The organism is Orlajensenia leifsoniae, from assembly GCF_004570845.1.
GTDB classification, from domain to species: Bacteria; Actinomycetota; Actinomycetes; order Actinomycetales; family Microbacteriaceae; genus Orlajensenia; species Orlajensenia leifsoniae.
Window position 1 is genome coordinate 368,708 of the sequence record NZ_SPQZ01000003.1, and the last position, 26,617, is coordinate 395,324.

Below are 26,617 nucleotides of genomic sequence, written 5' to 3' on the forward strand. Positions count from 1 at the left end.
GTCCGCTCGACCACCGACCGCTACACTGACGAATCGACCACCGACCACAGAAGGAGTTCGCATTGACTGACGACGGCCGCCTGCTTGCAGGCCGTTACCGCGTCGGCGAACTCATCGGTCGCGGCGGTATGTCCGAGGTGCACATCGGAACGGATTCGCGACTCGGCCGCACGGTCGCGATCAAGCTGCTCAAGGCCACCCTCGCCCTCGACCCGGCCTTCCGCACACGCTTCCGCCAGGAGGCGCAGGCTGCGGCCCGCATGGCGCACCCGACCATCGTGCGCGTCTTCGATGCCGGCGAGGAGACCGTTCAGGATGCCGCGGGCCACGAGACCCAGCAGCCGTACATCATCATGGAGTTCGTCGACGGCCGGCTGCTCAAGGACGTCATCAAGGGCGGTGCCCTCGAGTCCAAGGAGGCCGTGCGCATCCTCGACGGCGTGCTGACCGCCCTCGAGTACTCGCACCGCGCCGGAGTCGTGCATCGCGACATCAAGCCGGGCAACATCATGATCACGAAGTCCGGCCAGGTGAAGGTCATGGACTTCGGCATCGCAAGGGCCATCTCCGACTCCTCGACGACGGTGGCCCAGACCACGGCCATCCTCGGCACAGCGTCGTACTTCTCGCCCGAGCAGGCCAAGGGCGAGCTCGTCGATGCCCGCACCGACCTGTACTCGGCCGGCGTCGTGCTGTTCGAATTGCTCACGGGGCGCCCGCCGTTCCGCGGCGACACCCCTGTCGCCGTCGCCTACCAGCACGTCAGCGAGACGGCGGCCAAACCCAGCCACATCAACCCGAAGGTGTCGCCGGCGCTCGACATGGTCGTCGCCAAGGCTCTCTCGAAGGACCGCTTCGACAGGTACCAGACGGCCGCCGAGTTCAAGGCGGACCTCGAGATCGCGGCATCCGGCAAGCTGCCCATCCACAAGGTCTCCGAGGACGCCGGCGCCACGCTGTTCGGCACGCCGCCGCCCATGCAGACGGGAACCGAGCTCGCCTTCAAGCAGCTCGCCGACGACGATCGCATGGTGCGCACCCAGCGCCGCCCTCCGGCCGTCTGGGTGTGGGCGGGAATCCTGAGCATCATCGTCATCGTCGCCGCCGTGGTGTTCTGGGTGTTCAACCTGGCGCCGTCGAACGAGCTCCCGTCATCGTCCCGTGAGGTTCCGACCCTCGCCGGCCTCACCCTCGACGAGGCGACGGCACAGTTGGCCGACCTCGACCTCGCCGTCACCCCCATCGAGCAGGCCAGCGGCTCGGTCGAGAAGGGCCTGGTCATCGAGACCGATCCCGCGGCCGGCGAGACCGTCGCGCCCGGAACCTTCATCAAGGTCTCGGTCTCGACGGGCAAGGAACAGGTGGAGGTTCCGGATGCCACCAACAAGGCGATCGCCGACGCCCAGGCTGCGATCACCGAGGCCGGCCTCGTACCCGGCGCGGTGACGAAGGAGAACTCTCCGACCATCCCGGCGGATGTCGTGCTCAGCACGAAGCCCGCGGCCGGTACCTCGGTCGACGACGGTTCGAGCGTGGACTTCGTCGTGTCGAGCGGACTCGTGACGCTGCCCGACCTCACCACGCAATCGCTCCAGGCCGCGACCGACATCCTGCAGGGCTCGGCGCTGCAGCTCACGCCGAACCCGAAGCCCGACGATTCGTGCCCGCAGGAGGCGAACCTGCCCATCACGAGCCAGTCGCTCGCGCCGGGCTCCGTGCCCCAGGGCTCCACGGTCGACCTGGTCTACTGCGCCGGCTGACGCACTCCCGCTCACACCCCTCGCTCGCTGAGGACCGCGCAGCCGACGGCAGAAGCGCCGCCCTCATCGACCGGGAGTCGCTACAACCGCACCAAGGGAGTGCGCCCGGCTGCGGCGGCACGCGCACCGGTGAGCCCGGCATCCTCGAGCCAGTTGCCCAGCATCGTGTAGCCGCCCTCGGTGAGCACGGACTCGGGGTGGAACTGCACGCCGTAGAGCGGCGCGTCAGCGTGCCGCAGACCCATGATCACTCCGCCGGGAGTGCGCGCGGTCACGATGAGCTCCTCGGGAACGGTGCCGTCGACCACCGCCAGCGAGTGGTACCGCGTGGCCGTGAACGGCTGCGGAACGTCGTCGAAGAGCGCGCTGTCGTCGTGCTCCACCACGCTGGTCTTGCCGTGCATGAGTTCCTCGGCGTTGGTGACGACGGCCCCGAAGGCCTCGGCGATCGCCTGGTGCCCGAGGCAGACGCCGAGCAGCGGCGTTCCGCTCTCGTAGGCCGCGCGCACGACGGCGATCGAGACGCCGGCGTCGGCGGGCTTGCCGGGGCCGGGTGAGACGAGCACGGCGTCGTAGTCGGCGACGCGGGCCGCGGCATCCGTCGCCTCGAAGTCGTCGTTGCGCACGACCTCGGTCTCGGCGCCCAGCTCGCGCAGGTAGCCGTTCAGCGTGTAGACGAAGCTGTCGTAGTTGTCGATGACGAGCACTCTGGTCATTGGTCCACCGTTACATCCTGCGGGTTGACGATCTGGTCGATCCACGGGAAGACCCACGTGGACAGGGCGAAGAGCACAGCGGCGATCAGCACGATCACGATCAGGATGCGCACCCAGACCGGACCGGGGAGGACGCGCCAGAGGGCGGCGTACATGTCAGGCCCCGTTCGCTTGGGCGGCGACCTGCGCCGCGATCTCGGCAGGGGGTCCGGCCGCCAGCGGCTGCCAGCTGTCGTAGACACCGTAGGCGATGATGCGCTCGGCCGTGGACAGCAGGGGGTTGCAGCTGGTCAGCGTGATGATGCGGTCGGTCGCGGGCACCTCGGGCGAACCGGGCACCGGGGCGAGCACCTCCACCTGGTTGGCCAGGACGTACTGCAGCGAACGGAACTTGTAGGTGTACCAGCCGTCCTGGGTCTGCACGATGATCGAGTCGCCCAGCTGCAGCTCGTTGATCAGGTGCATGCCGCCGCCATAGGCGCTGCGGTGGGCGGCCACGACGAAGTTGCCGACCTCGCCGGGCATCTGCGTGTCGGGGTAGTGGCCGACGCCGAGCTCGGTGCTGTTCAGAACGTCCATGCCGGTTCCCTCGGCGACGGTGCGGTGGTACTCGGGGCCGTAGCGGGGGATGTAGAGGACGGCGAAGGGCTGGCCCGCCGTCACCGACGACAACACCACGGGGTCCCCGGGATCGGCCGGGGTCGCCGTCTCATCCGGCGTCGGGGTCGGTGTCGCGCGCGACTGCTCGATCCACTCCTGACTGAGCGAGGATGCGGCTGCGGTCTGCTGGTTGGCCGTGATCCAGTCGTTCCACCACAGCTGCCAGCCGATGAAGAGCAGCACGACGACGCCGGCGGTGATCAGCAGTTCGCCCAGGACGCTCAGCACAGTGGCACGACTGCGGCGGCGCTTCGGACGAGCGGATGCCGCAGCCCTCTGCGGGCTCTCACCTGCGACGGGCCGGTCATCCATGTGTCGATTCTAAGGTGACCGGCTGATCACGATAGAATCGCGGGCATGGCACGCACCAAGTCGACGAAGCCCGCGCGCGCGGAATCCACCACCAACGCGGACACCCCGAATCCCGTCTGGTTCAAGCCGGTCATGTTCGGGTTCATGCTGCTCGGACTGGTGTGGATCATCGTCTTCTACGTGAGCAACGCCTCACTCCCGATCCCGTCGATCGGATCGTGGAACATCCTCGTCGGATTCGGCATCGCCTTCATCGGCTTCCTCATGACCACGCGCTGGCGCTGACGCCACCCACGACCACCGACCGCCGGCATCCGTCATGGATGTCGGCGGTTTTTCGTGTGACCCGCACGGGGTCAATTACACCGGTGTAATTATCCCCAATGTTAATAAACCTGTGGATAACTTCTGTGGACAAAGCTGTGGAAAAGGGGAAAGTCACCGGTTCACCCGGTTACACGCCCGGGTGAGGCGGGCGCAGGCCCGGTCGTCAGACCAACGGGAAGATGAAGTAGCGCAGGCTGAGGATCACGAGCAGCAGAGCGAGGCCGGCGATCAGCACGGTCTGGAGGGTGCGCTGACGAACGTTCCGCGTCTCCACGAAGATGAGTCCCATGACGGCACCGGCCACGAGACCGCCGACGTGGGCCTGCCAGGCGATGTTGGTGCCGGGAATGAAGCCGATTACCAGGTTGATGCCCACGAGCACGAGCAACTGCGTCATGTTGCCGCCGAGGCGCCGTTGGATCACGAGGAACGCGCCCATCAGGCCGAAGATGGCCCCGGATGCTCCCACCACCGGCATGTACGGGCTGGCCAGCCAGAGCACCGCGACGGATCCGGCAAGCCCGCTGATCAGGTAGAGCGCGAGGAATCGGCCGCGGCCGAGCAACCCTTCGAGCAATTGGCCGAAGATCCACAGCGTGTACATGTTCAGAGCGACATGGAAGATGAAGCCCGTCGAGTGCACGAAGACCGAGGTGAGCATCCGCCACGGCTCGATGCCGTACTGATCGAGTTGCGGGCTCATGTAGATGCCGGCGAACTGCAACGCAGCGGTCACGTTCGACCCGGGAATGAGCTGCAGGATGAAGACGAAGAACGTCACCCCGATGATCGAGTAGGTGACGACGGGCTGGCCGCGCCCGCTGAGGCGTGTCAGGATCGCGGGCTTGGTACGCGGCGCGTTGGCGCGTTGCTCCTTCATGCACTCCGGGCAGAACACTCCCACGGCGCCAGGGGTCTGGCATTCGGGGCAGATCGTGCGCCCGCAGCGCTGGCAGAGGATATAGCTCTGCCGATCCGGATGCCGGTAGCAGAAGTCACCGGCATCCGGTCGATTCGTCACGTGAGTCAGACCTCTTCGACGGTGACGCTCTCGATCACGACGTCCTGGAGCGGACGGTCGCGGCCATCGGTGGCGACGGCGCCGAGCTGGTCGACGATCTTGCGCGACTCGGGGTCCTCGACGGAGCCGAAGATGGTGTGCTTGCCCTGCAGCCAGGTGGTGGGGGCCGTGGTGATGAAGAACTGCGAACCGTTGGTTCCGCGGCCGCCCTGGATGCCGGCGTTGGCCATGGCGAGGACGTAGGGCTCGGTGAAGTCGAGCTCGGGGTTGATCTCGTCGTCGAACTGGTAGCCGGGGCCGCCGATGCCCTGGCCGAGCGGGTCGCCGCCCTGGATCATGAAGTTGGGGATGATGCGGTGGAACACGACGCCGTTGTACAGCGGGTCGGTGCTCTTCTTGCCGGTGCCGGGGTGGGTCCATTCGATCTCACCGGTGGCGAGGCCGACGAAGTTGCGAACTGTCTTCGGGGCGTGGTTCCCGTAGAGGTTGACCTTGATCGGCCCGAGTGTGGTGTTGAGGGTGGCGACTGCCGTGTGCTTGGACATGCAGACAATCCTACAGAGCGGCATCCGCAGGGCTCGCGGGTGTTCGCCGGGGACGAACTGTGAACTCGCCGCTAGGAATCAAGCGGATCGGTGGCAAGATGGAAGAAGTTCGCCCCCGATCAATGGAGGTCTTTCATGGGCTTGACTCGCAAGCGCCGCAAGGAATTGAATCGTCTGCGCGCCAGTGCCGAAGAGCTCTGGAGCCGTCAGCAGGATGTACTCGACCGCGCCAACACCGTTGCACGGGAAGCTGGGCGCCAGGTCGGCTACCTGACACGCGAAGAGGTCGCACCCCGCGTGCAGTCCTCCTACTCCCAGTACGTGCAGCCCGGAGTCGACGGAGCGCGCAGCTTCGCGCAGGGCACCGGCAAGAACATCGAGCAGACCGTGCTTCCCGCGGTCGGCACCGCCCTCGGCGCCGTGCTCACCATCGGTGACATCGCGAAGGACAGGCGCGTGAAGGCCGCCATCGACCGCCTCAACCGGGGCAAGATCACGGTTCCGGTCAACACCGGACCCGGCGTCGGAACCTACCTGGCCGTGGCCGCCGGCGTCATCGCTGCCGCCGGCGTCGCGTATGCCGTGTGGCAGACCTTCCGCGCCGACGACGAGCTGTGGATCGCCGACGAGCCGCTCCCCGGAGCAGAGTCGGCAGCCAACGACTGACGTCGTCCGCTGGACGCTGAAGAGCCGTCATCCCCCAGGGGATGGCGGCTCTTCTCAATCCCGCAGGTAGGTGCCGGTCGGCGGCTCGGTCTCGTTCAGGGTGAGACCCACGCGCACGAGCTCGACGGTGTGCAGCCGGTCGAGCTGGTCGAGCGGAATCCAGCGGGCCTCGTCGGTGCTGCCGCCGATCTCGTCGGTGAGGTCGCCTGACACGACGTGCGCGCGGTAGACGATGCGCAACGCCTGCAGAGGGCGGTTCATGGGGCCGGGCCTGTTGCGACCCGGGATGATGTGGGTGTCGATGCCGAGCAGTCGGTCGAGCTCGGCGACGTAGCCGGTCTCCTCGAGGATCTCGCGCACAGCGGCCGTCGCCGGATGCTCGCCGTTCTCGATCCCGCCACCGGGCAGGGTCCAGCCGCTCCGCCCGTGCTCGTTCCAGTGCGAGAGCAGGATGGCGCCATCGCGGACGATGACGCCGTATGCCCCCACGCGAATGTCCATCCCCATGGGGGCAACCCTACAAGCCGGCTCCGTCGGTGGCGACGGATGCCGCTCTGACGACGGATGCCGCCGCAGGCCGTCAGCGCGCGTCGAGCAGGGTCAGCACCTCCGCCGTCGTGCCCGTCTCGCCGAGCGCCGGGAAGACCCGGGCCACACTGCCGTCATGCGACTCGACCCGTGGATCGGTCATCGCGTCGGTCGGGAGCGCGACATTGAGGCCCAGATCGTAGGCGGCGCGCGCCGTCGACTCGACGCCGAAGCTCGTGGCGAGACCGGCGACGACGACCTGCGTGACGCCGAGATCGACGAGACGAGTGGTGAGGTCGGTGCCGGCGAAGGCGCTCCAGGTCGTGCGTTGCAGCACGATGTCGTCGGGTTGCGGGCTCAACCGGGGCACGAGCGCGCTCCACTCGGCGGGGAACTCGCGCCCGCCGGGACCATGACCGGTGCGGCCTGTCGGTGTTCCGGTCACCGTCGCCAGCACGACAGGGAGCGAGTGCACCCTGAAGGCATCGACGAGGGAGATCGCGCGTTCGATGATCCCGTCGATCGGATGCGCGGACGGGTTGGCGGTCGTTCCTGCCTGCAGGTCGATCACGAGCAGGGCGGTGGTGGCGTCGAGGGTGGTGATGGGCACGGTTCTCGTCTTTCAGTCGAAGGTGACGACGACCTTGTCGGCCGCCCCCGGAATGCTCGCGGTCGTCAGGGCCTGCTCGACCTCGCTGAAGGGGAAGGTGTGGCTGACGATGACGGCGAACTTCTCCCAGTGATCGGCGATCTCGCTCGTCACCTCGAAGATCTCGGTGGGATAGCCCATCGAGGTGACGATGGTCACCTCCGACGCGAGGATCGCCTGGAAGTCGATGGGAACGGGGTGCTTGTGCACGCCGACGACGCCGAGGGTCGCGCCCTGCTTCGCAGCCTTGAGGGCCGTGTCGATGACGGCGGGAACACCGGCCGCGTCGAGATAGATGTCGGTACCGGCGCGCGGAGCTCCCATCGCCGTGGCGCCGGCGCCCTGGATCTCGACGAGGCGCGCGTACACGTCCTCCTCTGCCGAGTTGATGACGGCGTCCGCTCCCACCGCGAGAGCCTTCTCGAGCCGCGACGGGATGACGTCGACCACGACGACGCTGGCGGCTCCGCTGAGCTTGTAGCCGATCGCCGCTCCCAGGCCGATCGGGCCGGCCCCGAAGACGACGACCTTGTCGCCTGCCTTCGGAGCGGTGCGGTTCACGGCGTGGCGCGCGACGGCCATCGGCTCGTTCAGGGCCGCGACCTCCCACGGAACCTGGGCCGGGATGATGGCGAGCGACCGACCGAGCTCGGCGTCCTCGACCAGGAGGTACTCCGACAGGGCGCCCTGGGGGCCGCCGCTGCCGATGAGTGCGGATCGCGACGCGATCGGATTGATGACCACGTGATCGCCGACGGTCAGTCCGGACACCTCCGACCCGACCTCCACGACCTCGCCGGCCGGTTCGTGCCCGATGGGGGTGGCTCCCTCGCGGGGCGGGATGCCACCTCGTGCGATGTAGAAGCTGTCGGAGCCGCAGACTCCGCAGGCGCGCATCCGCACCAGAACATCCGTCGGTCCGACGGTCGGGGTGGGGACGTCGACGACGGCGACGCCTCCGGGTCCGGTGACCAGCACGCTCTTCATCGTCTCGTTCTCCTTGTTCCAGTGATCTGGGTGGCGGCACTAAATCGAATTAGTGACGCTCTCGGAGACAGTAGCATGAGACGGATGAGCGAACGACGAGCGACCATGCGCGACGTCGCCAGCGCCAGCGGGGTCTCCCCCGCGACCGTGAGCTTCGTGCTCAACGGCGTCTCGGACCAGACCATCTCCCCGGCGACGCGGCAGCGCGTCGAAGAGGCCGCTCGCGAACTGAACTACGTGCCCCACGGCATCGCTCGGGCACTGCGGGAGGGTTCGTCACGCATCGTCCTCCTCGACCTCGATCCCCTGTTCCGCGGTGGCGGCACCGAGAGCTATGTGCGCGGCCTCGAGGACGAACTCGCGCAGCACGGTCACGTGCTCCTCGTGCATCACGACAGCGCCGCGTCCCGCTCGTCGATGCAGGCCGTCATCGACGGTGTGCGCCCGCGGGCTGTCATCAGTCTGTCCGGGCTCTACGGCCCCGAGCGGGATGCCGCAGACGACGGTGGCCGAGTCGATGGACTCGCCGCTCACTCGGCCGTCCAGGTGCGCCACCTCGTCGACGCCGGTCACACCAGCATCGCCTTCGCGCTCCCCGATGGCGACCGCGCGACCAGGCTCAGCGCCGCCAGGCTGCGTTTCGCCGGCGAATCAGCTCGGACGCTGGGAGTGGAGCCTCCGATCGAACTGCGTCTTCCTATCGACCCGACGGATGCGGGCGCCCGCGTCACCGACTTCCTGGCGCGGCAGCCGAAGGTCACGGCCATCGCGACCTTCGACGACGTGGTCGCCCTCAGGCTGCTCCCCGTACTGCGCACCCTGGGGATCGCAGTGCCCGAGCGGATCGCCGTCATCGGCTTCGACGACATCGAGTACGGCGCCTTCTCGACGCCGGCGCTCACGAGCGTGCACATCGATGCCGAGGGCTTCGGCCGCACGGCGGCACGGCGCGCTCTCGGGCTGGACGAGGAGTCGACGTCCCCGGCCGTACCGGCGCACGTGATCCAGCGGGAATCCGCGTAGACCGGCGGAGGGGCGGCATCCGCCTGATGAAGAAAGTGTGGAGCCTGGGAGAATCGAACTCCCGACATCCTGCTTGCAAAGCAGGCGCTCTACCAACTGAGCTAAGGCCCCGTGAAACGGGTCGTGCTGTGAAGTTGTATGCGGTGAAAATCACCTGTGGGGATACGAGGACTTGAACCTCGGACCTCTTCGTTATCAGCGAAGCGCTCTAACCGCCTGAGCTATATCCCCGAAATGGCCAGATAGAAGACTACCTGACGCAATCCGATTGGAGAAATCGAGTCGATCTCACCGTCGAGGGGCTGCCTAGTTGTTCGTGAAACCGACGAGAACGCCGCCGGTGACCTTCACACTGAGGTTGTAGAGCAACGCCATGATGGCCCCGAGCGCCGTGGTCACGACCAGGTTCAACAGCGAGACGACGACGGCGAAGCCCATGACCTGTCCGAGCGACAGGATGGCCTTGAGGTCGTTCGATCCCCCGGCGACATCCTTGAACAGCTTGTTCGCCGCATCGAAGATGCCCGTCTGGCTCACGACGGTGTAGACGAGGAAGGTTCCCACGATCGTGACGATCGCGAGGCAGATCGCGACGAGGAACGACAGCTTGACGGCCGACCAGAAGTCGACGTACACCAGCCGCAGCCGCACCTGCTTCGACGGCGAGCGTCGGGGTGATTTCTTGGCGAGCTTCTCGGCAACGCTACTCATCTACGGTTTCTTCCTTTCCCGATCCGCCGTCGGCTTCCGGCTGCTCTTCAGCGCCCGTCAGCCCGCGTTCGGTGTTCTTCGCGATTGCGATGATCCGGTCGGAGTCCGCGAATTTCGCGAAGATCACGCCCATGGAGTCGCGTCCGGTGCGGTTCACCTCGGCGACGTCAGAGCGTATCACCTTGCCACTGGCGAGAACCACGAGGACCTCGTCCTCGTCGGCGACGATGAGGGATCCCACCAGATCTCCACGGTCTTCACTCAGCTTCGCGACCTTGATTCCGAGGCCGCCGCGGTTCTGCACCCTGTACTGGTCGACCGAGGTGCGCTTCGCGTAACCACCCTCGGTGACGATGAAGACCGAGGCCGGACCCGATGCTGTCGCGTCGGCCGCGGCATCCGTCTCCTCGACGCTCCCGGGAACCGGTGCGGCCCGGACGACGGATGCGCTCAGAAGCTGGTCGCCGGCGCGGAAGTCCATGCCCTTCACACCCGAGGTGCTGCGGCCCATGGGGCGCAGCGCCGAGTCGGTCGCGGCGAACTTGAGCGACATGCCCTTGCGGGACACCAGGAGGATCTCGTCTCCCTGGTCGACCAGCATGGCGGAGACGAGCTCGTCACCCTCGCGCAGTTTCACGGCGATGACTCCGCGGGAGCGGTTGGTGTCGTACTCCTCGAGGGCGGTCTTCTTCACGAGTCCATCGCGCGTGGCGAGTGCCAGGTACTGGGCCACCGAGTAGTCGCGGATGTCGAGCACCTGGGCGATCTGCTCGTCGGGCTGGAGCTCGAGCAGGTTGGCGACGTGCTGGCCCTTGGCGTCGCGGCCGCCCTCCTGGATCTCGTAGGCCTTGGCCCGATAGACGCGGCCCATGTTCGTGAAGAACAGCAGCCAGTGGTGAGTCGTCGTGACGAAGAAGTGCTCGACGACGTCCTCCCCACGCAGGGCCGCTCCCTTGACGCCCTTGCCGCCGCGGTGCTGGTTGCGGTAGTTGTCGCTGCGGGTGCGCTTGACGTACCCACCGCGGGTGATGGTGACGACCATCTCCTCCTCGGGGATGAGGTCCTCGACGGTCATGTCTCCGCCGTAGCCGTACATGATCTCGGTTCGGCGGTCGTCGCCGAACTTGTCGGTGATCTCCGTGAGCTCGTCGCGCACGATGGTGCGCTGACGCTCGGGGGTGGCCAGGATCTCCTTGAGGTCGGCGATGGCCAACTCGATCTTGGCGAGGTCGTCGAGGATCTTCTGGCGCTCGAGGGCGGCGAGTCGACGCAGCTGCATCGCGAGGATGGCGTCGGCCTGCAGCTTGTCGATCTCGAGCAGGTCCATGAGGCCGGTGCGGGCCTCGTCGGCGTTCGGCGACCGGCGGATGAGGGCGATGACCTCGTCGAGAGCGTCGAGGGCCTTGGCGAGACCACGCAGGATGTGGGCATCCGCTTCGGCCTTGTCGAGACGGAACTGGGTGCGGCGGACGATCACTTCGATCTGGTGGTCGACCCAGGCGCTGATGAAGCCGTCGATCGCAAGGGTGCGCGGAATACCGTCGACGATCGCGAGCATGTTCGCGCCGAAGTTCTCCTGCAGCTGCGTGTGCTTGTAGAGGTTGTTCAGCACCACCTTGGCCACGGCATCGCGCTTCAGCACGATCACGAGGCGCTGTCCGGTGCGGCCCGAGGTCTCGTCGCGGATGTCGGCGATGCCCGAGAGCTTGCCGTCCTTGACGAGGTCGGCGATCTTGATCGCCAGGTTGTCGGGGTTGACCTGGTACGGCAGCTCGGTGACGACGAGGCAGGTGCGGCCCTGGAGCTCCTCCACATTGACGACCGCACGCATCGTGATCGATCCGCGACCCGTGCGGTAGGCGTCCTGGATGCCCTTGACGCCGAGGATCTGGGCACCGGTCGGGAAGTCGGGTCCCTTGATGCGCTGCAGCAGCGCCTCGTGCAGTTCCTCGCGCGAGGCCTCGGGGTTGTCGAGGAACCACTGGGCTCCGGATGCCACTTCGCGGAGGTTGTGCGGCGGGATGTTCGTCGCCATGCCGACCGCGATGCCGACCGATCCGTTGACGAGCAGGTTGGGGAACCGTGCCGGGAGCACGGCGGGCTCCTGCGTGCGACCGTCGTAGTTGTCCTGGAAGTCGACGGTGTTCTCGTCGATGTCGCGCACCATCTCGAGAGCGAGAGGGGCCATCTTGGTCTCGGTGTATCGAGGGGCGGCCGCACCGTCGTTGCCGGGCGATCCGAAGTTGCCCTGCCCGAGCGCCAGCGGGTAGCGCAGGCTCCACGGCTGGACCAGTCGCACGAGGGCGTCGTAGATGGAGGAGTCACCGTGCGGGTGGAACTGACCCATCACGTCCCCGACCACACGCGAGCACTTGGAGAATGCCCGGTCAGGGCGGTATCCACCGTCGTACATCGCGTAGATCACGCGACGGTGCACCGGCTTGAGGCCGTCACGCACGTCGGGTAGTGCTCGCCCGACGATGACGCTCATCGCGTAGTCGAGGTACGACCGCTGCATCTCGAGGCGCAGGTCGACCTGGTCGATCCTGCCGTGCACGCCGGGACCGTCGTCGGTCGGTTCGGTCGGTGTCGCGTCTGCCATCATTCTTCTTTCTCAAGTCCGCTGGTCGAAGGGCGCGACGCAGGAGCCGTCGCGGGATTCGACCGGATCAGATGTCCAGGAACCTGACGTCCTTGGCGTTCGTCTGGATGAAGTTGCGTCGGCTCTCCACGTCTTCGCCCATGAGGGTGGAGAAGATCTCGTCGGCCGCGGCCGCGTCGTCGAGGGTCACCTGCAGCAGGGTGCGGGTCTCGGGGTTCATCGTGGTCTCCCACAGTTCCGAGTAGTCCATCTCACCCAGACCCTTGTAGCGCTGGATGCCGTTCTCCTTGGGGATGCGCTTGCCGGCCGCGGCACCGTCGACGAGCAGGGCGTCGCGTTCCCGGTCGGAGTACACGTACTCGTGCGGCGAGTTCGTCCACTTGAGTCGGTACAACGGCGGCTGCGCGAGGTAGACGTAGCCCAGGTCGATGAGCGGACGCATGTAGCGGAACAGCAGAGTGAGCAGCAGCGTGGAGATGTGCTGGCCGTCGACATCGGCATCCGCCATCAGGACGATCTTGTGGTACCGCGCCTTCTCGGGCACGAACTCCTCGCCGATTCCGGCACCGAAAGCCGTGATCATGGCCTGGATCTCGGCGTTCCCGAGAGCCCGGTCGAGGCGGGCCTTCTCCACGTTCAGGATCTTGCCGCGAAGCGGGAGGATGGCCTGGGTCATGGGGTTCCGCCCCTGGACGGCCGAGCCGCCTGCGGAGTCACCCTCGACGATGAAGATCTCCGAGAGCGACGGATCCTTCGACTGGCAGTCCTTGAGCTTGCCTGGCATGCCGCTCGACTCGAGCAGGCCCTTGCGGCGGGTCGCCTCGCGGGCCTTGCGAGCTGCGAGTCGAGCCGTGGCGGCCTGGAGGGCCTTGCGGATGATGTCACGCGCCTGCGTGGGGTTCCTGTCGAACCAGTCGCCGAGCTGATCGCCGGCGACACGCTGCACGAAGGACTTCGCCTCGGTGTTGCCGAGCTTGGTCTTGGTCTGGCCCTCGAACTGCGGCTCGGAGAGCTTCACCGAGATGACGGCGGTGAGGCCCTCGCGCACATCGTCGCCGGAGAGGTTGTCGTCCTTCTCCTTGAGGATGCCCTTCTCGCGGGCGTACTTGTTGATCAGGGTCGTGAGCGCGGCACGGAAACCCTCTTCGTGGGTACCGCCCTCGTGCGTGTTGATCGTGTTCGCGTACGTGTGCACCGACTCGTTGTAAGCGGTGGTCCACTGCATCGCGACCTCGAGCGCGATGTGGCGCTCGGTGTCCTCCTGCTCGAAGGAGATGATCTCCTCGTGCACCAGGTCGGCGCGCTTGGAGTGGTTGAGGTACTCGACGTAGTCCTTCAGACCGTTCTCGTACAGGAAGGTGTCGTTGCGCTGAACGCCCTCGGGGTCGCGGGAGACCTCGCGCTCATCGGTGAGCTTGATGGTGAGGCCCTTGTTCAGGAACGCCATCTGCTGGAAGCGTGCACGCAGAGTCTCGTAGTCGAACTCGACGGTCTCGAAGATCTCCTCGCTCGGCCAGAACGTGATCGTCGTTCCGGTCGCCTCGGATTCCTCATCCATGGAGAGGGGAGCATCCGGAACACCGATCGAATAGCTCTGGCGCCAGACGTGACCCTGTCGGCTCACCGCGACGTCGAGCTTGGACGAGAGGGCGTTCACGACGGACGAACCCACGCCGTGCAGACCACCCGACACCGCGTATCCGCCGCCGCCGAACTTTCCACCGGCGTGCAGCACCGTGAGGACGACCTCGACGGTCGAGCGCCCCTGGGCCTTGTTCAGGTCGACCGGGATGCCACGACCGTTGTCGATCACGCGCACGCCGCCGTCGGGCAGGATGGTGACGTCGATGAGATCGGCGTGCCCGGCAAGGGCCTCGTCGACCGAGTTGTCCACGATCTCGTAAACGAGGTGGTGGAGACCCCGGGGACCGGTGGAACCGATGTACATTCCCGGTCGTTTGCGAACGGCTTCAAGTCCTTCGAGGACTTGGATCTCATCCGCACCGTATGCGTGCTCGGGAGAAGTATCCTTCGGTTCCGCTGTCATATGAAATTGGGCTCCTGACCGTCGTTCAAGCGACCCTTCATCCTACCAAACGGGGGTCACACCTGCGGCCACGACAGCCGATCTGAGACACTTTTCGACCGAGTCCGACCGAATTTGTCGCCCTAGCCGTAGGTATCGCGTGGACCACGCCCTGGAATTGATCTGGGGCCCTTTTTCCACGACGGGGCGTCCGGCCCCAGAAAGCGCACCGACGTGATGCCCGCGTCGGGGTACCGCTGGGCGATCGAGGTCATGATGGCCACCCGCATGAGCCGCAACTGCGTCGCCCAGGCCGTCGACTCGCACTGGACGGTGAGTCGGCCGTCCTCGATTCCGGCGGGCGTGGAGTGCTTCGCCGTCTCGGCGCCGGCGATCTCGGCCCACGATTCCATCAGCGACGACTGCGCCAGCGGCGACTGCCACCCCAGTTGCGCAGTGAGCGCGTCGAGCGCGGAGCCGAGGCCCTTCGGATCACGGCCGGGGCCGAATGGCTGGCTGCCGCCGTCCTCCTTGGCCTTGTATCTCTTGCGAGTCAGGCGCGGCCGCGAGCCCGAGTCGGTGAACACGCCCTTGAGGCGCAGGTAGAACCGGCTGGACTCGGTGTCGGCGAGATCCGCGATCTCGGCGGACTCTTCGGCATCCGTTCCACGTGAAACATCGCCCGGAATCTCAGGCATCGACGACCTCCCCCGCACGGATGCGCACCACGGTGCCGGCCAGGGCCTCGGGCACGTCGTCGAGCACGGCAGCAGTGATGAGCACCTGCTCGTACCCCGTGACCGCGTCGGCGAGGCGACGACGACGTGCCTGATCGAGTTCCGCGAATACATCGTCGAGGATCAACACCGGATCGCCGCTCGCGAAGTCATGCCGCAACAACTCGGCCGAGGCCAGCTTGAGCGCCAGCGCGTACGACCACGATTCGCCATGGCTCGCGTACCCCTTGGCAGGCAGGGCATTCAGCATCAGGACGATGTCGTCGCGGTGAGGCCCGACGAGCGTGATGGCCCGGTCGAGCTCGCGACCGCGCAGTCGCGCCAACATGTCGCGGAAATGAGTGGCGATCTCGGTGACGGATGCAGCACGCCGCGCCGAGCCGGTCTCGGAGGGAACGGCATCCGAGACATCGCCCTCCTCCCCCGCTCCCGAGCCGTCGATCGAGAGCGCCGGCACGAGTCGGGGCACCTGGTCGTCACCGGCCACGGACTGGTACGCCGCACGAAGCGGATCCTGTAACCGGTCGATGAGGTTCAAACGCTCGGCGATGATCTCGGACCCGAGAACGACGAGTCGTTCGTCCCAGATGTCGAGCGTGCTGAGCTTGGCGTCGCGCAGTCCGCTGGCCCGCGCCGACTTCAGCAGCGTGTTGCGTTGACGCACCACGCGCTCGTAGTCGGACATGACGCCGGCCATGCGCGGAATCCGCTGCACGAGCAGTTCGTCGAGGAATCGGCGACGGCCCGATGGCTCTCCCCGCACGAGCGCGATGTCCTCAGGCGCGAAGAGCACGCTGTGGCAGTACCGCACCAACTCCCGCGGCTTGACCACCCCGCGATTCAGTTGGGCTCGGTTCGCCCCGACGCGGTTGATCTGCAGCTCCGCCAGCAGTTCCCGATCCGAACTCTGCAGTCGCGCCCGGATGATCGCGGCATCCCGCCCCGCCCGGATCAGTGGTTGGTCGTTCGACACCCGATGCGACGACAGAGTCGCCAGGTACCCGATGGCCTCGACCAGGTTCGTCTTGCCCTGACCGTTGCGCCCGACGATCAAGGTGGGGCCGGCGTCGAACGAGACCTCGGCCCGCTCGTAGTTGCGGTAGTCGGTCAACGAGAGGTGGGCGATCCGCATGGGCTCGATCCTCTCGTCCTGCTCCGACACTGCTGCGCTGCTGATTTTACGGCCGCCGGATCTCTTCGACCCGACCTGAACCGGTGGACCCTCGATCCCCTGGCCTCGCGACGCGAGCCGGGGGAGGCGATTCAATATGTCTGGGGTTCGGTGGGCATCTTTGGGCGAGACATATCGCATCGCCTCCCCCGGCGACCCCACCCGAACACACCCAGATGGGAGAGGGCCCCGTCCACCGCGGCAGACGGGGCCCTCAGTCAAGCGGAACGCAGGTTCGGGACGCATCCCGATAGGTCTGGGGTTCGGTGGGCATCCTTGGGCGAGACCTATCGGGATCCGTCCCGAACCGGCCTCGACAGCGAAAGGTGGCTAGCCGGCATCCTTCACGCCATGCCCGCCGAACTGCTGGCGGAGGGCTGCGACGGCCTTCATCGCCGGCGACTGGTCCTGGCGGGAGACGAAGCGGGCGAAGATCGATGCGCTGATCGTCGGAACCGGAACCGCACTCGCGAGAGCCTCTTCGATGGTCCACCGGCCTTCGCCGGAGTCCTCGACGTACCCGGCGATCTTCTCGAACTCCGGGTCCTGCTCGAGAGCACGGACGAGAAGCTCGAGCAGCCAGGACCGCACGACGGTTCCGCGCTGCCAGGCCTTGAAGGTTCCGGGAACGTCCTTGATGATGTCCTCGCGCTTGTCGAGGAGCTCGTAGCCCTCGGCGTAGGCCTGCATCAGCGCGTACTCGATGCCGTTGTGCACCATCTTGGCGTAGTGGCCGGCACCGACCTCGCCGGCGTGAACGAAGCCCTCGTCGCGGGGACCCTCGGGACGAAGCGCGTCGAAGACGGGCATGGCGCGCTCGACCTGCTCGGTCTTGCCGCCGACCATGAGGCCGTAGCCGTTCTCGTGGCCCCAGATTCCACCCGAGACGCCCGCATCGATGTACTCGATGCCCTTGGCCGAGAGCTCCTCGGCGTGACGGAGGTCTTCGGTGAAGCGGGAGTTGCCGCCCTCGATGATGAGGTCGCCCGCCTCGAGGTGCTCACCGAGCTCGGCGATGACCGAGTCCGTGATGGCGCCCGCGGGAACCATGACCCAGACGATGCGGGGGGTGGGGATGGTGGCGACGAGGTCGGCGACGGATGCCGCATCCGTCACGGCCGGATTCTGGTCGAAGCCGGTCACTTCGATGTCGTGTTCGCGAAGGCGGGCGCGCATGTTGCCGCCCATTCTGCCGAGGCCGATGAGCCCGATGTGCATGAAGGTGCTTTCTGTTGTGTGCGAGATGTCAGCGCAGAAGCAGGTTGGGCTGCAGCAGGTAGCGGTAGCTGTCAGCGCCGGCCTGGTCACGGGACGTCTGGCTCGTGATGAGCACGGGTCCCGGCTTGTTGGGGTTCTCGGTCTTGGTGAAGGAGATGCGCACGAACTCCGAGTGCACGGCTCCCAGTCCATCGAGGAGGAACTGCGGCTTCAACGATACGACTGTCTCGACGCCGGTGAGGACTGCGTCGATGGTCTCGGAGGCCTGGGCCTGCTCGGACCCGATCGCTTCGAGGGTGACTCCGTCGGGCGTGAAGGAGAAGCGGAGCGCGGCTTCGCGCTCGAGGACGAGCGAGACACGGCGGGTGGCCTCGATGAGATCAGCGGTGTTCATCACCGCGTAGTTCTCGACCGTCTCGGGGAAGAGTCGGCGCACGGGCGGGAAGTTGCCCTTGATGAGCAGGCTCGTGACGGTCTTCTTGTCGGCCGTGAAGGCGATGAGCTCTCGCTCATCCTTGCTGGTGATCGACACCGAGATGGTTCCGCTGTGGCCGAAGGTCTTGCCGACCTCCTGGAGCGTTCGGGCGGGAACGAGGGCGGTGATGGTCTCAGCCGTCGCGGTCGATCCGCCGTCCCAGTCGATCTCGCGCACAGCGACACGGTAGCGGTCGGTGGCGACGAGCCCGAGGCTGTTCTCGGACACCTCGAGCTGCACGCCGGTGATCACGGGGGTGACGTCGTCTCGGGACGCGGCCACGGCGACCTGGGCCACTGCGGCTGCGAACTCCTCGGCGGGAACCACGCCGGTCTCGGAGCTGATCTGCGGGATGCTCGGGTATTCCTCGACCGGCATCGACAGAAGGGTGAAGGACGCCGAGCCGCAACTCACGAGGATGCGGGAATCCTCGGTGCTGAACCGCACCGGTGCGTTCGGGAGGCGGCTCGCGATCTCGGCGAGCAGTCGCCCGGACACCAGGATCGTTCCGGTCTCCTCGACATCGGCACTGATCTCGGTCTGGGCGGACACCTCGTAGTCGAACGACGACAGGACAAGACCTGTTGCGGTGGCCTCGATGAGGACTCCGCTGAGGATGGGCAGGGTGGTCCGCTGCGGGAGGAGCTTGACGGCGAAGGACACTGCTTCGCTGAAGACATCCCGATTGGCTTGGAACTTCACTGAGCCACTCCTGTCGTACGTACGTGTAGTGCTGCCCATGCTAGCCCGTGGGTGTCGGTGGCGGAGTGCGTCTCGGTGCCCCGGGTTTGTCATTCGACCGCTGGTCGTAAAAGTTGTCGAGCTGGAGTGTTTAAAGAATTGTGTTTAACGGTGTTAACAAGTGTGGAAACTGTGGATAACTTCGGCGATGCCACGTTCTATCTGGGAACTACAGCCGTGTGACTTGTTGGCGGCCTGTTGACGTTAACGCGATCATGTCGGGCTCGATCCCAGTGATGACGGGCGAGTTTCACAGTCGTCGGGCAGTAGTCAACATTAATCGGGCACTTACTCGTTAAGTTTCCACAGGTTATGCACAATGTGTGAGTAGCGGCATATTTCTGCGGACGTATTCCACAGGTGGGCGTGTCGGAGCGCGCGCGGTGGGCAGGCTGACGCAGCCCCGAGGGGGCTGTCGTGCGCAGGCCGGCTATTTGTAGCGGTGCGTCTGCTTGATGCGATTGGTGAGCTCTGTCACCTGGTTGTAGATCGAGCGACGCTCCTTCATGAGTTCGCTGATCTTCTTGTTCGCGTACATGACGGTCGTGTGGTCGCGGTTGCCGAACAACTGCCCGATCTTGGGCAGGGAGAGGTTCGTCAGCTCACGGCACAGGTACATCGCGATCTGGCGCGCTGTGGCCACGGCCTGTGATCGGCTCGAGCCGTAGAGGTCGTCGACGGAGAGCTTGAAGTAGTCCGCGGTGTGGGTGATGATGTCGACCGGCGCGATGACGTTGTCCTCGTCGAGGGTGATGAGGTCCTTCAACACGGTCTGCACGAGAGCCATGTCGACCGGGGTCCGGTTGAGACTGGCGAAGGCCGTGACCCGGATGAGGGTTCCCTCGAGCTCGCGGATGTTCGACGACACCTTGGTGGCGATGAACTCGAGGATGTCGTCGGGGACCTGGAGCTTGTCGTTCTGCGCCTTCTTGCGGAGGATGGCGATGCGCGTCTCGAGGTCGGGCGCCTGCACGTCGGTGATGAGGCCCCACTCGAAGCGGCTCCGCATCCTGTCCTCGAAGCCGGTGAGATGCTTCGGCGGCAGGTCGGACGTGATCACGACCTGCTTGTTGTGGTCGTGCAGGGTGTTGAAGGTGTGGAAGAACGCCTCCTGCGTCTCCGCCTTGCCCTGCAGGAACTGGATGTCGTCGATCAGCAGGATGTCGATGTTGCGGTACCGGGCCTGGAAGACCGATCCGCGGTTGTTCGCGATCGAGTTGATGAAGTCGTTCGTGAACTCCTCGGAACTCACATAGCGAACGCGGATGCCGGGATAGAGGCTCATCGCGTAGTGACCGATGGCGTGAAGGAGGTGCGTCTTCCCCAGTCCCGACTCGCCATAGACGAAGAGGGGGTTGTAGGCCTTCGCCGGCGCCTCGGCCACGGCTACGGCCGCCGCATGGGCGAACCGGTTCGACTGCCCGATGACGAAGTTGTCGAAGCTGTACTTCTGGTTCAACCGGGTGTCGCTGGAGCGCTCGGGCTGAGTCGTCTCGAACACCGACTGCGGAGTCGCCGGAGTCTCGACCTCGTTGGGCTGTTCCATCGGGGCGGCGATGTCGGGTCGGAGGTTCTCCTGCTCGAGCTCCGGGTTGACGACGACGTAGAAGTTCGTGACCTCGGTCGGCAGAGTTGCGAGGGCGGCCAGGAGTGCGACGCGCATCCTCTGGTTCAACATGCTCGCGGTGAAGTCGTTGGGGACCTCGAGGTAGAAGGTCCCGGCCGCGATGCCCTTCGGCTCCACGAGCCCGAGGAATCCGTAGAGCATGGGAGTGACGCTCTTGTCTCCGCCGAGCTGGGTGAGGACGTCCTGCCAGACCTCATCGATCGGTCGTTCGCCCTCAGCCATACCCACTCGCATCCATTCGATATGCCGCCGGAAGGAAATGCCTCGACGCTGAGCTTGCCCGGTCGGCAAAGTATTCACAAAGTTATCCACCTCCTGTGTGGAATGCAGGCGATTTCTCAGGTTTGATGCACCCAAAGCTGGGGATAACTTGGTTCCACACGCTACTGGGGGCATTCGAGGGGATCAAATCCCGATCAAGTTCCGGCGTGTCGATGCCACGAGAAACCTCCGAGTGTGTGGAGAATTTCAGGTTTGGCCCCGTCCCGGTTTGACCATAGCTCGGGCAGGGCCTAGTTTTAATCAGTTGACGACGAGCCTTCGGGCTCCCCCCTGCCTTCCCGCCGCTGAACACGGTGCGTGGAGAACCAAGACTGTGGAGATCACCCCATGAGCAAGAGAACGTTCCAGCCGAACAACCGCCGCCGCGCGAAGGTTCACGGCTTCCGTCTGCGTATGCGGACCCGTGCAGGCCGCTCGATCCTCGCTGCGCGTCGTCGCAAGGGCCGCACCGAACTCTCCGCTTAAGCGGCTGAGGTGCTCGCTCGAGCGAACCGGGTCACGAGTGCCGGCGACTACAAGGTCACCGTGCGTCGTGGTCGTCGGTTCGTGGGAGCGAACACCGTCGCCTACGTGCGACCCAATCCGGAGAGCACCCAGGTGCGCTTCGGATTCATCGTCGCCAAGAACGTCGGCACTGCGGTGCGACGGAACACGGTGAGACGTCGGTTGAAGGCTGCGAGTTACGAGATGGTCGGTTCGATGACCCCGGGAACGGATGTCGTCATCCGTGCGCTCCCCGGGGCTTTCGATGCTTCGTGGGTTACTCTGCGGGCTGAGGTCGTTCGGGCCGTGACCAAGGGCGTGATGTGACTGCTGCCGTTCTGGCGCCGCGCAATGCGGCCGTCGTTCTGCTTCGCGGTTATCGCGCGGTCATCTCGCCGCTTTACGGCGATGTCTGCCGGTACTACCCGTCGTGTTCGGCGTACACCTTGCAGGCGATCCAGGAGCACGGCGTGGTGATCGGATCGGGTCTCGGCGTGAAGCGCATCGCCCGATGCCACCCGTGGGCTGAGGGCGGGATCGATGACGTTCCCCTGAAGAAGGTCCGCCGCTATCGCGTGACCCCGTTCGGTTTTGTAGTTGCTGAGAGCCAAGGAAAGGGCTGACCCTCACGATGGACCTTATTGGAACGATTCTCTGGCCACTCAAATGGGTGGTCGAGCTTCTCCTCGTCGGCTGGCACCAGCTCTTCGAGGCCATCGGCATGGACCCCGCCGCCGGCATCACCTGGGTGCTGTCGATCGTGGGCCTCGTGGTCGTCGTTCGTGCAGCTCTCATCCCGATCTTCGTTCGCCAGATCAAGAACCAGCGCCGGATGCTCGAGGTCGCTCCGCAGCTGAAGAAGATCCAGGAGAAGTACAAGGGCAAGAAGGACCAGTTCTCGCGCGAGGCCATGTCCCGCGAGACCATGGAGCTCTACAAGAAGACGGGGACGAACCCGCTCAGCTCCTGCCTTCCGTTGCTCATCCAGATGCCGATCTTCTTCGCACTGTTCTCCGTGCTCAATGACGCGCAGCACTCCAAGGCCGGCGTTGGCCCGCTCAACGACACGCTGGCCGAGCAGTTCGGCTCCGCCAAGCTCTTCGGTATCGCTCCCCTTCACGATTCCTTTGCTTCGCAGTGGACGCTGATGACCTCAGGCGAGCCCTACGTCGCCGCCGTCATGTGGATCGCCGGCGTGATGGTCGTGCTCATGACCGCCTCGCAGTTCTTCACGCAGCTGCAGATCGTGTCGAAGAACATGTCGCCGGAGACCAAGGCGAGCCCCATGTTCCGCCAGCAGCGCGTTCTCCTCTACCTCCTCCCCCTGGTCTTCGCCTTCTCGGGCGTCGCATTCCCGCTCGGCGTGATGTTCTACTGGCTCACCTCGAACATCTGGACCATGGTTCAGCAGTTCATCGTGATCCGGAACATGCCGACCCCCGGCAGTGAGGCCGCAAAGGCTCGCGAGGCTCGTCTTGCACGCAAGGGCAAGCTCGAGGCCAAGGACGGCGACATCATCGTGCTCGAGGAGCCGAAGAAGACGACGACTCAGCGCCAGCAGCCCATGAGCAAGGACCGCGCGAAGAAGCAGGCCAAGCCCGGCGATGCCGGCAGCTGATTTCGATAGACACCCAGAGAGCAGAACCATGACGGACGTTCAGAACGCCACCACCCACTCCCCCACGCGTGAGCAGCTGGAGCAGGAGGGGGATGTCGCAGCCGACTACATCGAGGAGTTCCTCGACATCTGCGACATCGACGGCGACATCGACATCGATGCCCGCAACGGCCGCGCCTACGTGTCGGTCAACGCCGAGGACGGCGCCAACCTGCGTGTGCTCGCCAAGGCCGACGTCGTGAATGCGCTGCAGGAACTCACCCGTCTCGCCGTGCAGGCGAAGACCGGAGTCTTCTCTCGTCTGATCCTCGACATCGGTGGATCACGCGATGCCCGTCAGGCCGAACTCTCCTCTCTGGTCAGCCGCGCCATCGAGCGCATCGAAGGTGGCGCCGCTGAGGCCGCATTGCCTCCCATGTCCTCCTACGAGCGCAAGCTCGTTCACGATGTCGTCGCCGAGCGCGGCTACGTGTCGGAGTCACGCGGCGAGGGTTCTGACCGTCACACCGTCATCACCCCTGCATCCTGAACCGATCACCGGTGATGTTTCACGTGAAACGGCAGGCCCGTGGCTGACGAAGCCGCGAGTGTTGAGGTCGAGCCGGCGGTCGCCGAGGCGATCTTCGGCGACAGGATCGCCGTCGCGCGTGCTTTCACCGCGAACCTCGCCCGTCTCGGCGAGGAGTTGGGCCTGATCGGCCCCCTCGAGTTGCCGCGCCTGTGGACTCGGCACGTCCTGAACAGTGCGATCATGGCACCACTGCTTCGCCCCGGTCGAGTCGGTGACATCGGCAGCGGAGCCGGGCTTCCCGGTCTGGTGTTGGCGATAGCGCGCCCAGACGTGGATTTCGTGCTCATCGAGCCGATGGAGCGACGGGTCGCCTGGCTGCAGAGCCAGGTCGATGAACTCGGACTCGACAACGTCGAGGTGCTTCGGGCCCGTGCCGAGGAAGCCAAGCTGACTCCCCTGCTCGATCAGGTCACTGCCCGCGCGGTCAGTGCGCTTCGTACCCTCATTCCCCTGACTGCTCCCCTGGTGAAGACCGGTGGCGAGCTCGTGCTGATGAAGGGTGCGAACGCCGAGCGCGAGATCGAGGCGGCTGCCAAGGTCATTCGCAAGTACCACCTTCTCGACGTGGAGGTCCTCGTGCTCGGCGAAGGTGTGCTGAGCGAGGTCACGCGGGTCGTTCGGGCTACAGTGGACTAGTCCTCTCCCCCGGTGTTCGGGGCGGAGTTCCTCCACAGATTCGACGTCTCCGAACGTCGAATTCCGCGGATTCGGCACGATCGCCGGATGAGACGCGTATTCATCGAGTTGCGAAGTAGGAGTTTTCTGCAGATGCCGAACGAGACCCGTCGCGGTTGGTTCCACCGCAAGGACGACGACGATCGATCGGCAGCGACTCCAGTCGATGGCGTGCAGTCGGAGCCGGCGTCAGAGGCGGATTCCACCCCGAATACACGCCCCGACGGTGCTGTGGGAGCCATCCTAAGCGCGAGCGTGGATGTCCCGGGCGAGGATTCAGCCGCCGAAATCGCCTCAGACGCTCCTGTGGAAGCTCCTCCGGTACCTGAAACCGCACTCTCAGATGATCACGCAGGCCAGGCTGACGCCGATCCGATCGCACCCGAGACCTCCCCCGTTCCCGTGCCGGCTTCCACGGTCTCGACCGAGGCCGAGACTCCGCTCGCCCGCGAAGTCGCTGACCACGCGCGCCGGCGCCAGGCGCTCGCATCCGCTCCCCTCCCCCTGCCTGATCGAACTCGTGTCTTCACGATCTCGAACCAGAAGGGTGGCGTCGGCAAGACCACCACGACAGTGAACCTCGCCGCCGCGCTCGCACTCTCCGGTGCCAAGGTGCTGGTCATCGATCTCGACCCCCAAGGGAACGCGTCGACGGCGCTCGGAGTCGAGCACCGGTCCGACACGGCGAGCGTCTACGACGTCATCATCGGAGACTCGCCCCTGGGCGACGTCATCCAGGCGAGTCCGGAGGCAGGCGACCTGTCCTGCGTCCCCGCAACCATTCACCTGGCCGGAGCCGAGATCGAACTCGTCTCCCTCGTCGCGCGCGAGCAGCGTCTTCGTCGCGCGCTCGATCTGCACCTCAAGCAGATGGAGGAACCGTACGACTACGTCTTCATCGACTGCCCTCCGTCTCTGGGACTGCTCACCATCAACGCCTTCGTGGCGGCCAATGAGGTCCTGATTCCGATCCAGTGCGAGTACTACGCGTTGGAGGGTCTCAGCCAGTTGCTCAAGAACATCGAGCTGATCGAGAAGCATCTGAACCCCGAGCTCAACGTCTCGACGATTCTGCTGACGATGTACGACTCGCGTACCAACCTCGCGAATCAGGTCGCCCAGGATGTGCGCGATCACTTCCCGCAGCAGGTTCTGGCAACGATAATCCCCCGATCAGTTCGCGTTTCCGAGGCGCCCAGCTACGGCCAGAGCGTCATCGGCTACGACCCCGGCTCGTCTGGCTCGCTGTCCTACCTCGAGGCAGCGGCTGAGATCGCCCGCCGCGGGGCCCCCATCATCGAAGGAGCACGCAGGTAATGGCGAAGCGAACAGGACTCGGCCGAGGCATCGGCGCCCTCATCCCCACAGGTGACGACGAGCGAACCAGCCGACCGGTCGACGTCTTCTTCCCCGGCGCGCCCACTGCCGAGGTCGAAGAGCCGGACGCCGCCCTCCTCGCGGTGCCTGGTGCGCGTCTGGCCCAGCTGAACCCGGCCGACATCGTGCCCAACGCGCACCAGCCGCGTTCGGTCTTCGTTGCCGAGGATCTCGCAGAGCTCGTGCACAGTGTGCGCGAGTTCGGGGTGTTGCAGCCGATCGTCGTGCGCCCGCACAATGACCTGCCGGGGAAGTACGAGCTCGTCATGGGCGAGCGGCGCCTGCGTGCGACTAAGGAAGTCGGACTCGAGACGATCCCGGCGGTCATCAAGGACACTGCCAACGAGGACATGCTGCGTGATGCCCTCCTGGAGAACCTCCACCGCTCCAACCTCAACCCCTTGGAAGAGGCGTCCGCCTATCAGCAGCTGTTGGCCGACTTCGGCATCACCCAGGAGGAGTTGGCTGGCCGTATCGGTCGTTCACGTCCGCAGATCTCGAACACCCTGCGCCTCCTGAAGCTCCCGGAGCCCGTGCAGTTGCGCGTGGCGGCGGGCGTCCTGACTGCCGGGCATGCTCGCGCCATCCTCTCGGTGGGCGACACTGAGGCCATGCAGGTCCTCGCCGACAAGATCGTGAACGAGGACCTGTCCGTTCGTGCGGCCGAGGCGGCCGCCGGCGCAACACCGAAGGTCGTGAAGACTCGACCCAACGCCGGCAAGCACCACGGCCACCTCGACGAGATCGCGTCAGCTCTCGGCGACAGACTCAACACACGCGTGAAGATCTCCCTGAGCGCTCGCAAGGGGCAGATCACGATCGACTTCGCCACCATTCAGGATCTGAACCGCATCCTGGAGGAAATGGGCGAGAACAACTTCCCCGCCTGACTCTGGCACTATGCCGCAAACACCCCGTTTCACGTGAAACGGGGTGTTTTCGTCATTCAGGGCCACCATGGGGGGCCGACGATCCACGTCGGTTGACCTTGGCAGTCACACGTGTGGGGCGGGCGGTGCAGGCAGCGCGTGCGTGCGCCTACAAACACTCCCGGCCGTCTGTGTTCGTGAGGACGACACCCGTGCCCGCGTAGATGGCTCAGCCGGATG

At 65.6% G+C, this 26,617-nt stretch carries 28 protein-coding genes and 2 tRNA genes; 12 read left to right on the forward strand and 18 right to left on the reverse strand.

Annotated features, from left to right (window positions below):
• The first annotated feature begins 62 nt into the window (after positions 1-62).
• On the forward strand, positions 63-1,760 hold the full coding sequence (pknB, locus tag E4M00_RS09600) for a Stk1 family PASTA domain-containing Ser/Thr kinase (RefSeq protein ID WP_135120256.1): 1,698 nt from the start codon (positions 63-65) through the stop codon (positions 1,758-1,760).
• An 80-nt stretch (positions 1,761-1,840) separates the two neighbouring features.
• Here the strand turns inward: pknB and E4M00_RS09605 are convergent, their stop codons facing one another.
• From E4M00_RS09605 to E4M00_RS09610, 3 genes are read right to left on the reverse strand one after another with little or no spacing between them, the layout of a single operon-like run.
• Entirely contained in the window at positions 1,841-2,476 is a 636-nt protein-coding gene (locus E4M00_RS09605) for an anthranilate synthase component II (protein ID WP_135120257.1), read from the reverse strand.
• Complete coding sequence (locus E4M00_RS17845; protein WP_167756862.1) at positions 2,473-2,631, reverse strand: hypothetical protein; 159 nt, start codon at positions 2,629-2,631, stop codon at positions 2,473-2,475. Before E4M00_RS17845 ends, E4M00_RS09605 begins: the two co-directional genes overlap by 4 nt.
• A gap of 1 nt (position 2,632) precedes the next feature.
• Positions 2,633-3,448: a class E sortase gene (locus E4M00_RS09610; protein ID WP_193555570.1), complete on the reverse strand. Its 816-nt coding sequence runs from the start codon at positions 3,446-3,448 to the stop codon at positions 2,633-2,635.
• Positions 3,449-3,493: 45 nt separating this feature from the next.
• Here E4M00_RS09610 and E4M00_RS09615 point away from each other — a divergent pair, with 45 nt between their 5' ends.
• Positions 3,494-3,733 (forward strand): cell division protein CrgA, encoded by a 240-nt coding sequence (locus tag E4M00_RS09615; RefSeq protein WP_056170016.1) that lies wholly within the window; start codon positions 3,494-3,496, stop codon positions 3,731-3,733.
• Positions 3,734-3,938: 205 nt separating this feature from the next.
• Here E4M00_RS09615 and E4M00_RS09620 read toward each other — a convergent pair whose 3' ends face one another.
• Positions 3,939-4,655, reverse strand: a complete 717-nt coding sequence (locus tag E4M00_RS09620; RefSeq protein WP_240036985.1) for a rhomboid family intramembrane serine protease — start codon at positions 4,653-4,655, stop codon at positions 3,939-3,941.
• A 146-nt stretch (positions 4,656-4,801) separates the two neighbouring features.
• Positions 4,802-5,341 carry a peptidylprolyl isomerase gene (locus E4M00_RS09625; protein WP_056170021.1) on the reverse strand — a complete coding sequence of 180 codons (540 nt, stop codon included), beginning with the start codon at positions 5,339-5,341 and terminating at the stop codon, positions 4,802-4,804.
• 135 nt (positions 5,342-5,476) lie between these two features.
• Between E4M00_RS09625 and E4M00_RS09630 the strand changes: the two genes are divergently transcribed.
• Positions 5,477-6,007, forward strand: coding sequence for a DNA helicase (locus E4M00_RS09630; RefSeq protein ID WP_135120259.1), 531 nt, complete (start codon positions 5,477-5,479; stop codon positions 6,005-6,007).
• A gap of 54 nt (positions 6,008-6,061) precedes the next feature.
• Here the strand turns inward: E4M00_RS09630 and E4M00_RS09635 are convergent, their stop codons facing one another.
• From E4M00_RS09635 to E4M00_RS09645, 3 genes are all read right to left on the reverse strand, one after another.
• Positions 6,062-6,514 (reverse strand): NUDIX hydrolase, encoded by a 453-nt coding sequence (locus E4M00_RS09635; RefSeq protein ID WP_338033190.1) that lies wholly within the window; start codon positions 6,512-6,514, stop codon positions 6,062-6,064.
• Between the two features lie 73 nt (positions 6,515-6,587).
• Positions 6,588-7,145, reverse strand: coding sequence for a cysteine hydrolase family protein (locus tag E4M00_RS09640; RefSeq protein WP_135120260.1), 558 nt, complete (start codon positions 7,143-7,145; stop codon positions 6,588-6,590).
• Between the two features lie 12 nt (positions 7,146-7,157).
• Complete coding sequence (locus E4M00_RS09645) at positions 7,158-8,171, reverse strand: zinc-dependent alcohol dehydrogenase (protein WP_135120261.1); 1,014 nt, start codon at positions 8,169-8,171, stop codon at positions 7,158-7,160.
• A gap of 84 nt (positions 8,172-8,255) precedes the next feature.
• On the opposite strand from E4M00_RS09645, the gene E4M00_RS09650 reads away from it, so the two are divergent.
• Positions 8,256-9,194, forward strand: a complete 939-nt coding sequence (locus E4M00_RS09650) for a LacI family DNA-binding transcriptional regulator (RefSeq protein ID WP_135120262.1) — start codon at positions 8,256-8,258, stop codon at positions 9,192-9,194.
• A 38-nt stretch (positions 9,195-9,232) separates the two neighbouring features.
• On the opposite strand, the gene E4M00_RS09655 is transcribed toward E4M00_RS09650, so the two are convergent.
• The 10 genes from E4M00_RS09655 to dnaA form a co-directional block, all read right to left on the reverse strand.
• Positions 9,233-9,305, reverse strand: a tRNA-Ala gene (locus E4M00_RS09655).
• 46 nt (positions 9,306-9,351) lie between these two features.
• Positions 9,352-9,425, reverse strand: a tRNA-Ile gene (locus tag E4M00_RS09660).
• Between the two features lie 75 nt (positions 9,426-9,500).
• Positions 9,501-9,905, reverse strand: coding sequence for a DUF3566 domain-containing protein (locus tag E4M00_RS09665; RefSeq protein ID WP_056170036.1), 405 nt, complete (start codon positions 9,903-9,905; stop codon positions 9,501-9,503).
• A complete protein-coding gene (gyrA, locus tag E4M00_RS09670; protein ID WP_135120263.1) occupies positions 9,898-12,510 on the reverse strand; it encodes a DNA gyrase subunit A in 2,613 nt (870 codons plus the stop codon). The genes E4M00_RS09665 and gyrA overlap by 8 nt, the downstream gene beginning before the upstream one ends.
• 64 nt (positions 12,511-12,574) lie before the next feature.
• Positions 12,575-14,554 (reverse strand): DNA topoisomerase (ATP-hydrolyzing) subunit B, encoded by a 1,980-nt coding sequence (gyrB, locus tag E4M00_RS09675; RefSeq protein ID WP_135120264.1) that lies wholly within the window; start codon positions 14,552-14,554, stop codon positions 12,575-12,577.
• A 122-nt stretch (positions 14,555-14,676) separates the two neighbouring features.
• On the reverse strand, positions 14,677-15,231 hold the full coding sequence (locus E4M00_RS09680; protein ID WP_135120265.1) for a DciA family protein: 555 nt from the start codon (positions 15,229-15,231) through the stop codon (positions 14,677-14,679).
• Positions 15,224-16,402 carry a DNA replication/repair protein RecF gene (gene recF, locus E4M00_RS09685; RefSeq protein ID WP_135120266.1) on the reverse strand — a complete coding sequence of 393 codons (1,179 nt, stop codon included), beginning with the start codon at positions 16,400-16,402 and terminating at the stop codon, positions 15,224-15,226. Before recF ends, E4M00_RS09680 begins: the two co-directional genes overlap by 8 nt.
• A 369-nt stretch (positions 16,403-16,771) precedes the next feature.
• Positions 16,772-17,659 (reverse strand): phosphogluconate dehydrogenase (NAD(+)-dependent, decarboxylating), encoded by an 888-nt coding sequence (gnd, locus tag E4M00_RS09690; protein ID WP_135120267.1) that lies wholly within the window; start codon positions 17,657-17,659, stop codon positions 16,772-16,774.
• Positions 17,660-17,687: 28 nt separating this feature from the next.
• Positions 17,688-18,836 carry a DNA polymerase III subunit beta gene (dnaN, locus tag E4M00_RS09695; RefSeq protein WP_135120268.1) on the reverse strand — a complete coding sequence of 383 codons (1,149 nt, stop codon included), beginning with the start codon at positions 18,834-18,836 and terminating at the stop codon, positions 17,688-17,690.
• 469 nt (positions 18,837-19,305) lie between these two features.
• A complete protein-coding gene (dnaA, locus tag E4M00_RS09700) occupies positions 19,306-20,724 on the reverse strand; it encodes a chromosomal replication initiator protein DnaA (RefSeq protein WP_135120269.1) in 1,419 nt (472 codons plus the stop codon).
• 387 nt (positions 20,725-21,111) lie between these two features.
• On the opposite strand from dnaA, the gene rpmH reads away from it, so the two are divergent.
• The 8 genes from rpmH (at position 21,112) to E4M00_RS09740 (ending at position 26,398) form a co-directional block, all read left to right on the forward strand.
• Positions 21,112-21,249, forward strand: a complete 138-nt coding sequence (gene rpmH / locus E4M00_RS09705) for a 50S ribosomal protein L34 (RefSeq protein WP_055823896.1) — start codon at positions 21,112-21,114, stop codon at positions 21,247-21,249.
• A 9-nt stretch (positions 21,250-21,258) separates the two neighbouring features.
• Complete coding sequence (gene rnpA / locus E4M00_RS09710; RefSeq protein ID WP_056170054.1) at positions 21,259-21,594, forward strand: ribonuclease P protein component; 336 nt, start codon at positions 21,259-21,261, stop codon at positions 21,592-21,594.
• Positions 21,591-21,890: a membrane protein insertion efficiency factor YidD gene (gene yidD / locus E4M00_RS09715; RefSeq protein WP_135120270.1), complete on the forward strand. Its 300-nt coding sequence runs from the start codon at positions 21,591-21,593 to the stop codon at positions 21,888-21,890. The genes rnpA and yidD overlap by 4 nt, the downstream gene beginning before the upstream one ends.
• Positions 21,891-21,898: 8 nt before the next feature.
• On the forward strand, positions 21,899-22,885 hold the full coding sequence (gene yidC, locus E4M00_RS09720) for a membrane protein insertase YidC (protein WP_135120271.1): 987 nt from the start codon (positions 21,899-21,901) through the stop codon (positions 22,883-22,885).
• Positions 22,886-22,913: 28 nt separating this feature from the next.
• Complete coding sequence (locus E4M00_RS09725) at positions 22,914-23,414, forward strand: Jag family protein (protein WP_056170059.1); 501 nt, start codon at positions 22,914-22,916, stop codon at positions 23,412-23,414.
• Between the two features lie 39 nt (positions 23,415-23,453).
• The gene (gene rsmG / locus E4M00_RS09730; RefSeq protein ID WP_135120272.1) at positions 23,454-24,092 is read left to right on the forward strand and encodes a 16S rRNA (guanine(527)-N(7))-methyltransferase RsmG; all 639 of its coding nucleotides are present in this window, start codon (positions 23,454-23,456) and stop codon (positions 24,090-24,092) included.
• A 414-nt stretch (positions 24,093-24,506) separates the two neighbouring features.
• Positions 24,507-25,448 carry a ParA family protein gene (locus tag E4M00_RS09735; protein ID WP_193555582.1) on the forward strand — a complete coding sequence of 314 codons (942 nt, stop codon included), beginning with the start codon at positions 24,507-24,509 and terminating at the stop codon, positions 25,446-25,448.
• Positions 25,448-26,398 carry a ParB/RepB/Spo0J family partition protein gene (locus E4M00_RS09740; protein ID WP_135120274.1) on the forward strand — a complete coding sequence of 317 codons (951 nt, stop codon included), beginning with the start codon at positions 25,448-25,450 and terminating at the stop codon, positions 26,396-26,398. Before E4M00_RS09735 ends, E4M00_RS09740 begins: the two co-directional genes overlap by 1 nt.
• Positions 26,399-26,617: the final 219 nt, after the last annotated feature.

What these genes read in the sequence shown, in the direction of transcription:
- E4M00_RS09605 (WP_135120257.1), bottom strand. Translation starts at nt 2,476, where the DNA reads ATGACCAGAGTGCTCGTCATCGACAACTACGACAGCTTCGTCTACACG.
- E4M00_RS17845 (WP_167756862.1), bottom strand. Translation starts at nt 2,631, where the DNA reads ATGTACGCCGCCCTCTGGCGCGTCCTCCCCGGTCCGGTCTGGGTGCGC.
- E4M00_RS09610 (WP_193555570.1), bottom strand. Translation starts at nt 3,448, where the DNA reads ATGGATGACCGGCCCGTCGCAGGTGAGAGCCCGCAGAGGGCTGCGGCA.
- E4M00_RS09615 (WP_056170016.1), top strand. Translation starts at nt 3,494, where the DNA reads ATGGCACGCACCAAGTCGACGAAGCCCGCGCGCGCGGAATCCACCACC.
- E4M00_RS09620 (WP_240036985.1), bottom strand. Translation starts at nt 4,655, where the DNA reads ATGAAGGAGCAACGCGCCAACGCGCCGCGTACCAAGCCCGCGATCCTG.
- E4M00_RS09625 (WP_056170021.1), bottom strand. Translation starts at nt 5,341, where the DNA reads ATGTCCAAGCACACGGCAGTCGCCACCCTCAACACCACACTCGGGCCG.
- E4M00_RS09630 (WP_135120259.1), top strand. Translation starts at nt 5,477, where the DNA reads ATGGGCTTGACTCGCAAGCGCCGCAAGGAATTGAATCGTCTGCGCGCC.
- E4M00_RS09635 (WP_338033190.1), bottom strand. Translation starts at nt 6,514, where the DNA reads ATGGGGATGGACATTCGCGTGGGGGCATACGGCGTCATCGTCCGCGAT.
- E4M00_RS09645 (WP_135120261.1), bottom strand. Translation starts at nt 8,171, where the DNA reads ATGAAGAGCGTGCTGGTCACCGGACCCGGAGGCGTCGCCGTCGTCGAC.
- E4M00_RS09650 (WP_135120262.1), top strand. Translation starts at nt 8,256, where the DNA reads ATGAGCGAACGACGAGCGACCATGCGCGACGTCGCCAGCGCCAGCGGG.
- E4M00_RS09665 (WP_056170036.1), bottom strand. Translation starts at nt 9,905, where the DNA reads ATGAGTAGCGTTGCCGAGAAGCTCGCCAAGAAATCACCCCGACGCTCG.
- gyrA (WP_135120263.1), bottom strand. Translation starts at nt 12,510, where the DNA reads ATGATGGCAGACGCGACACCGACCGAACCGACCGACGACGGTCCCGGC.
- gyrB (WP_135120264.1), bottom strand. Translation starts at nt 14,554, where the DNA reads ATGACAGCGGAACCGAAGGATACTTCTCCCGAGCACGCATACGGTGCG.
- E4M00_RS09680 (WP_135120265.1), bottom strand. Translation starts at nt 15,231, where the DNA reads ATGCCTGAGATTCCGGGCGATGTTTCACGTGGAACGGATGCCGAAGAG.
- recF (WP_135120266.1), bottom strand. Translation starts at nt 16,402, where the DNA reads ATGCGGATCGCCCACCTCTCGTTGACCGACTACCGCAACTACGAGCGG.
- gnd (WP_135120267.1), bottom strand. Translation starts at nt 17,659, where the DNA reads ATGCACATCGGGCTCATCGGCCTCGGCAGAATGGGCGGCAACATGCGC.
- dnaA (WP_135120269.1), bottom strand. Translation starts at nt 20,724, where the DNA reads ATGGCTGAGGGCGAACGACCGATCGATGAGGTCTGGCAGGACGTCCTC.
- rpmH (WP_055823896.1), top strand. Translation starts at nt 21,112, where the DNA reads ATGAGCAAGAGAACGTTCCAGCCGAACAACCGCCGCCGCGCGAAGGTT.
- yidC (WP_135120271.1), top strand. Translation starts at nt 21,899, where the DNA reads ATGGACCTTATTGGAACGATTCTCTGGCCACTCAAATGGGTGGTCGAG.
- E4M00_RS09725 (WP_056170059.1), top strand. Translation starts at nt 22,914, where the DNA reads ATGACGGACGTTCAGAACGCCACCACCCACTCCCCCACGCGTGAGCAG.
- E4M00_RS09740 (WP_135120274.1), top strand. Translation starts at nt 25,448, where the DNA reads ATGGCGAAGCGAACAGGACTCGGCCGAGGCATCGGCGCCCTCATCCCC.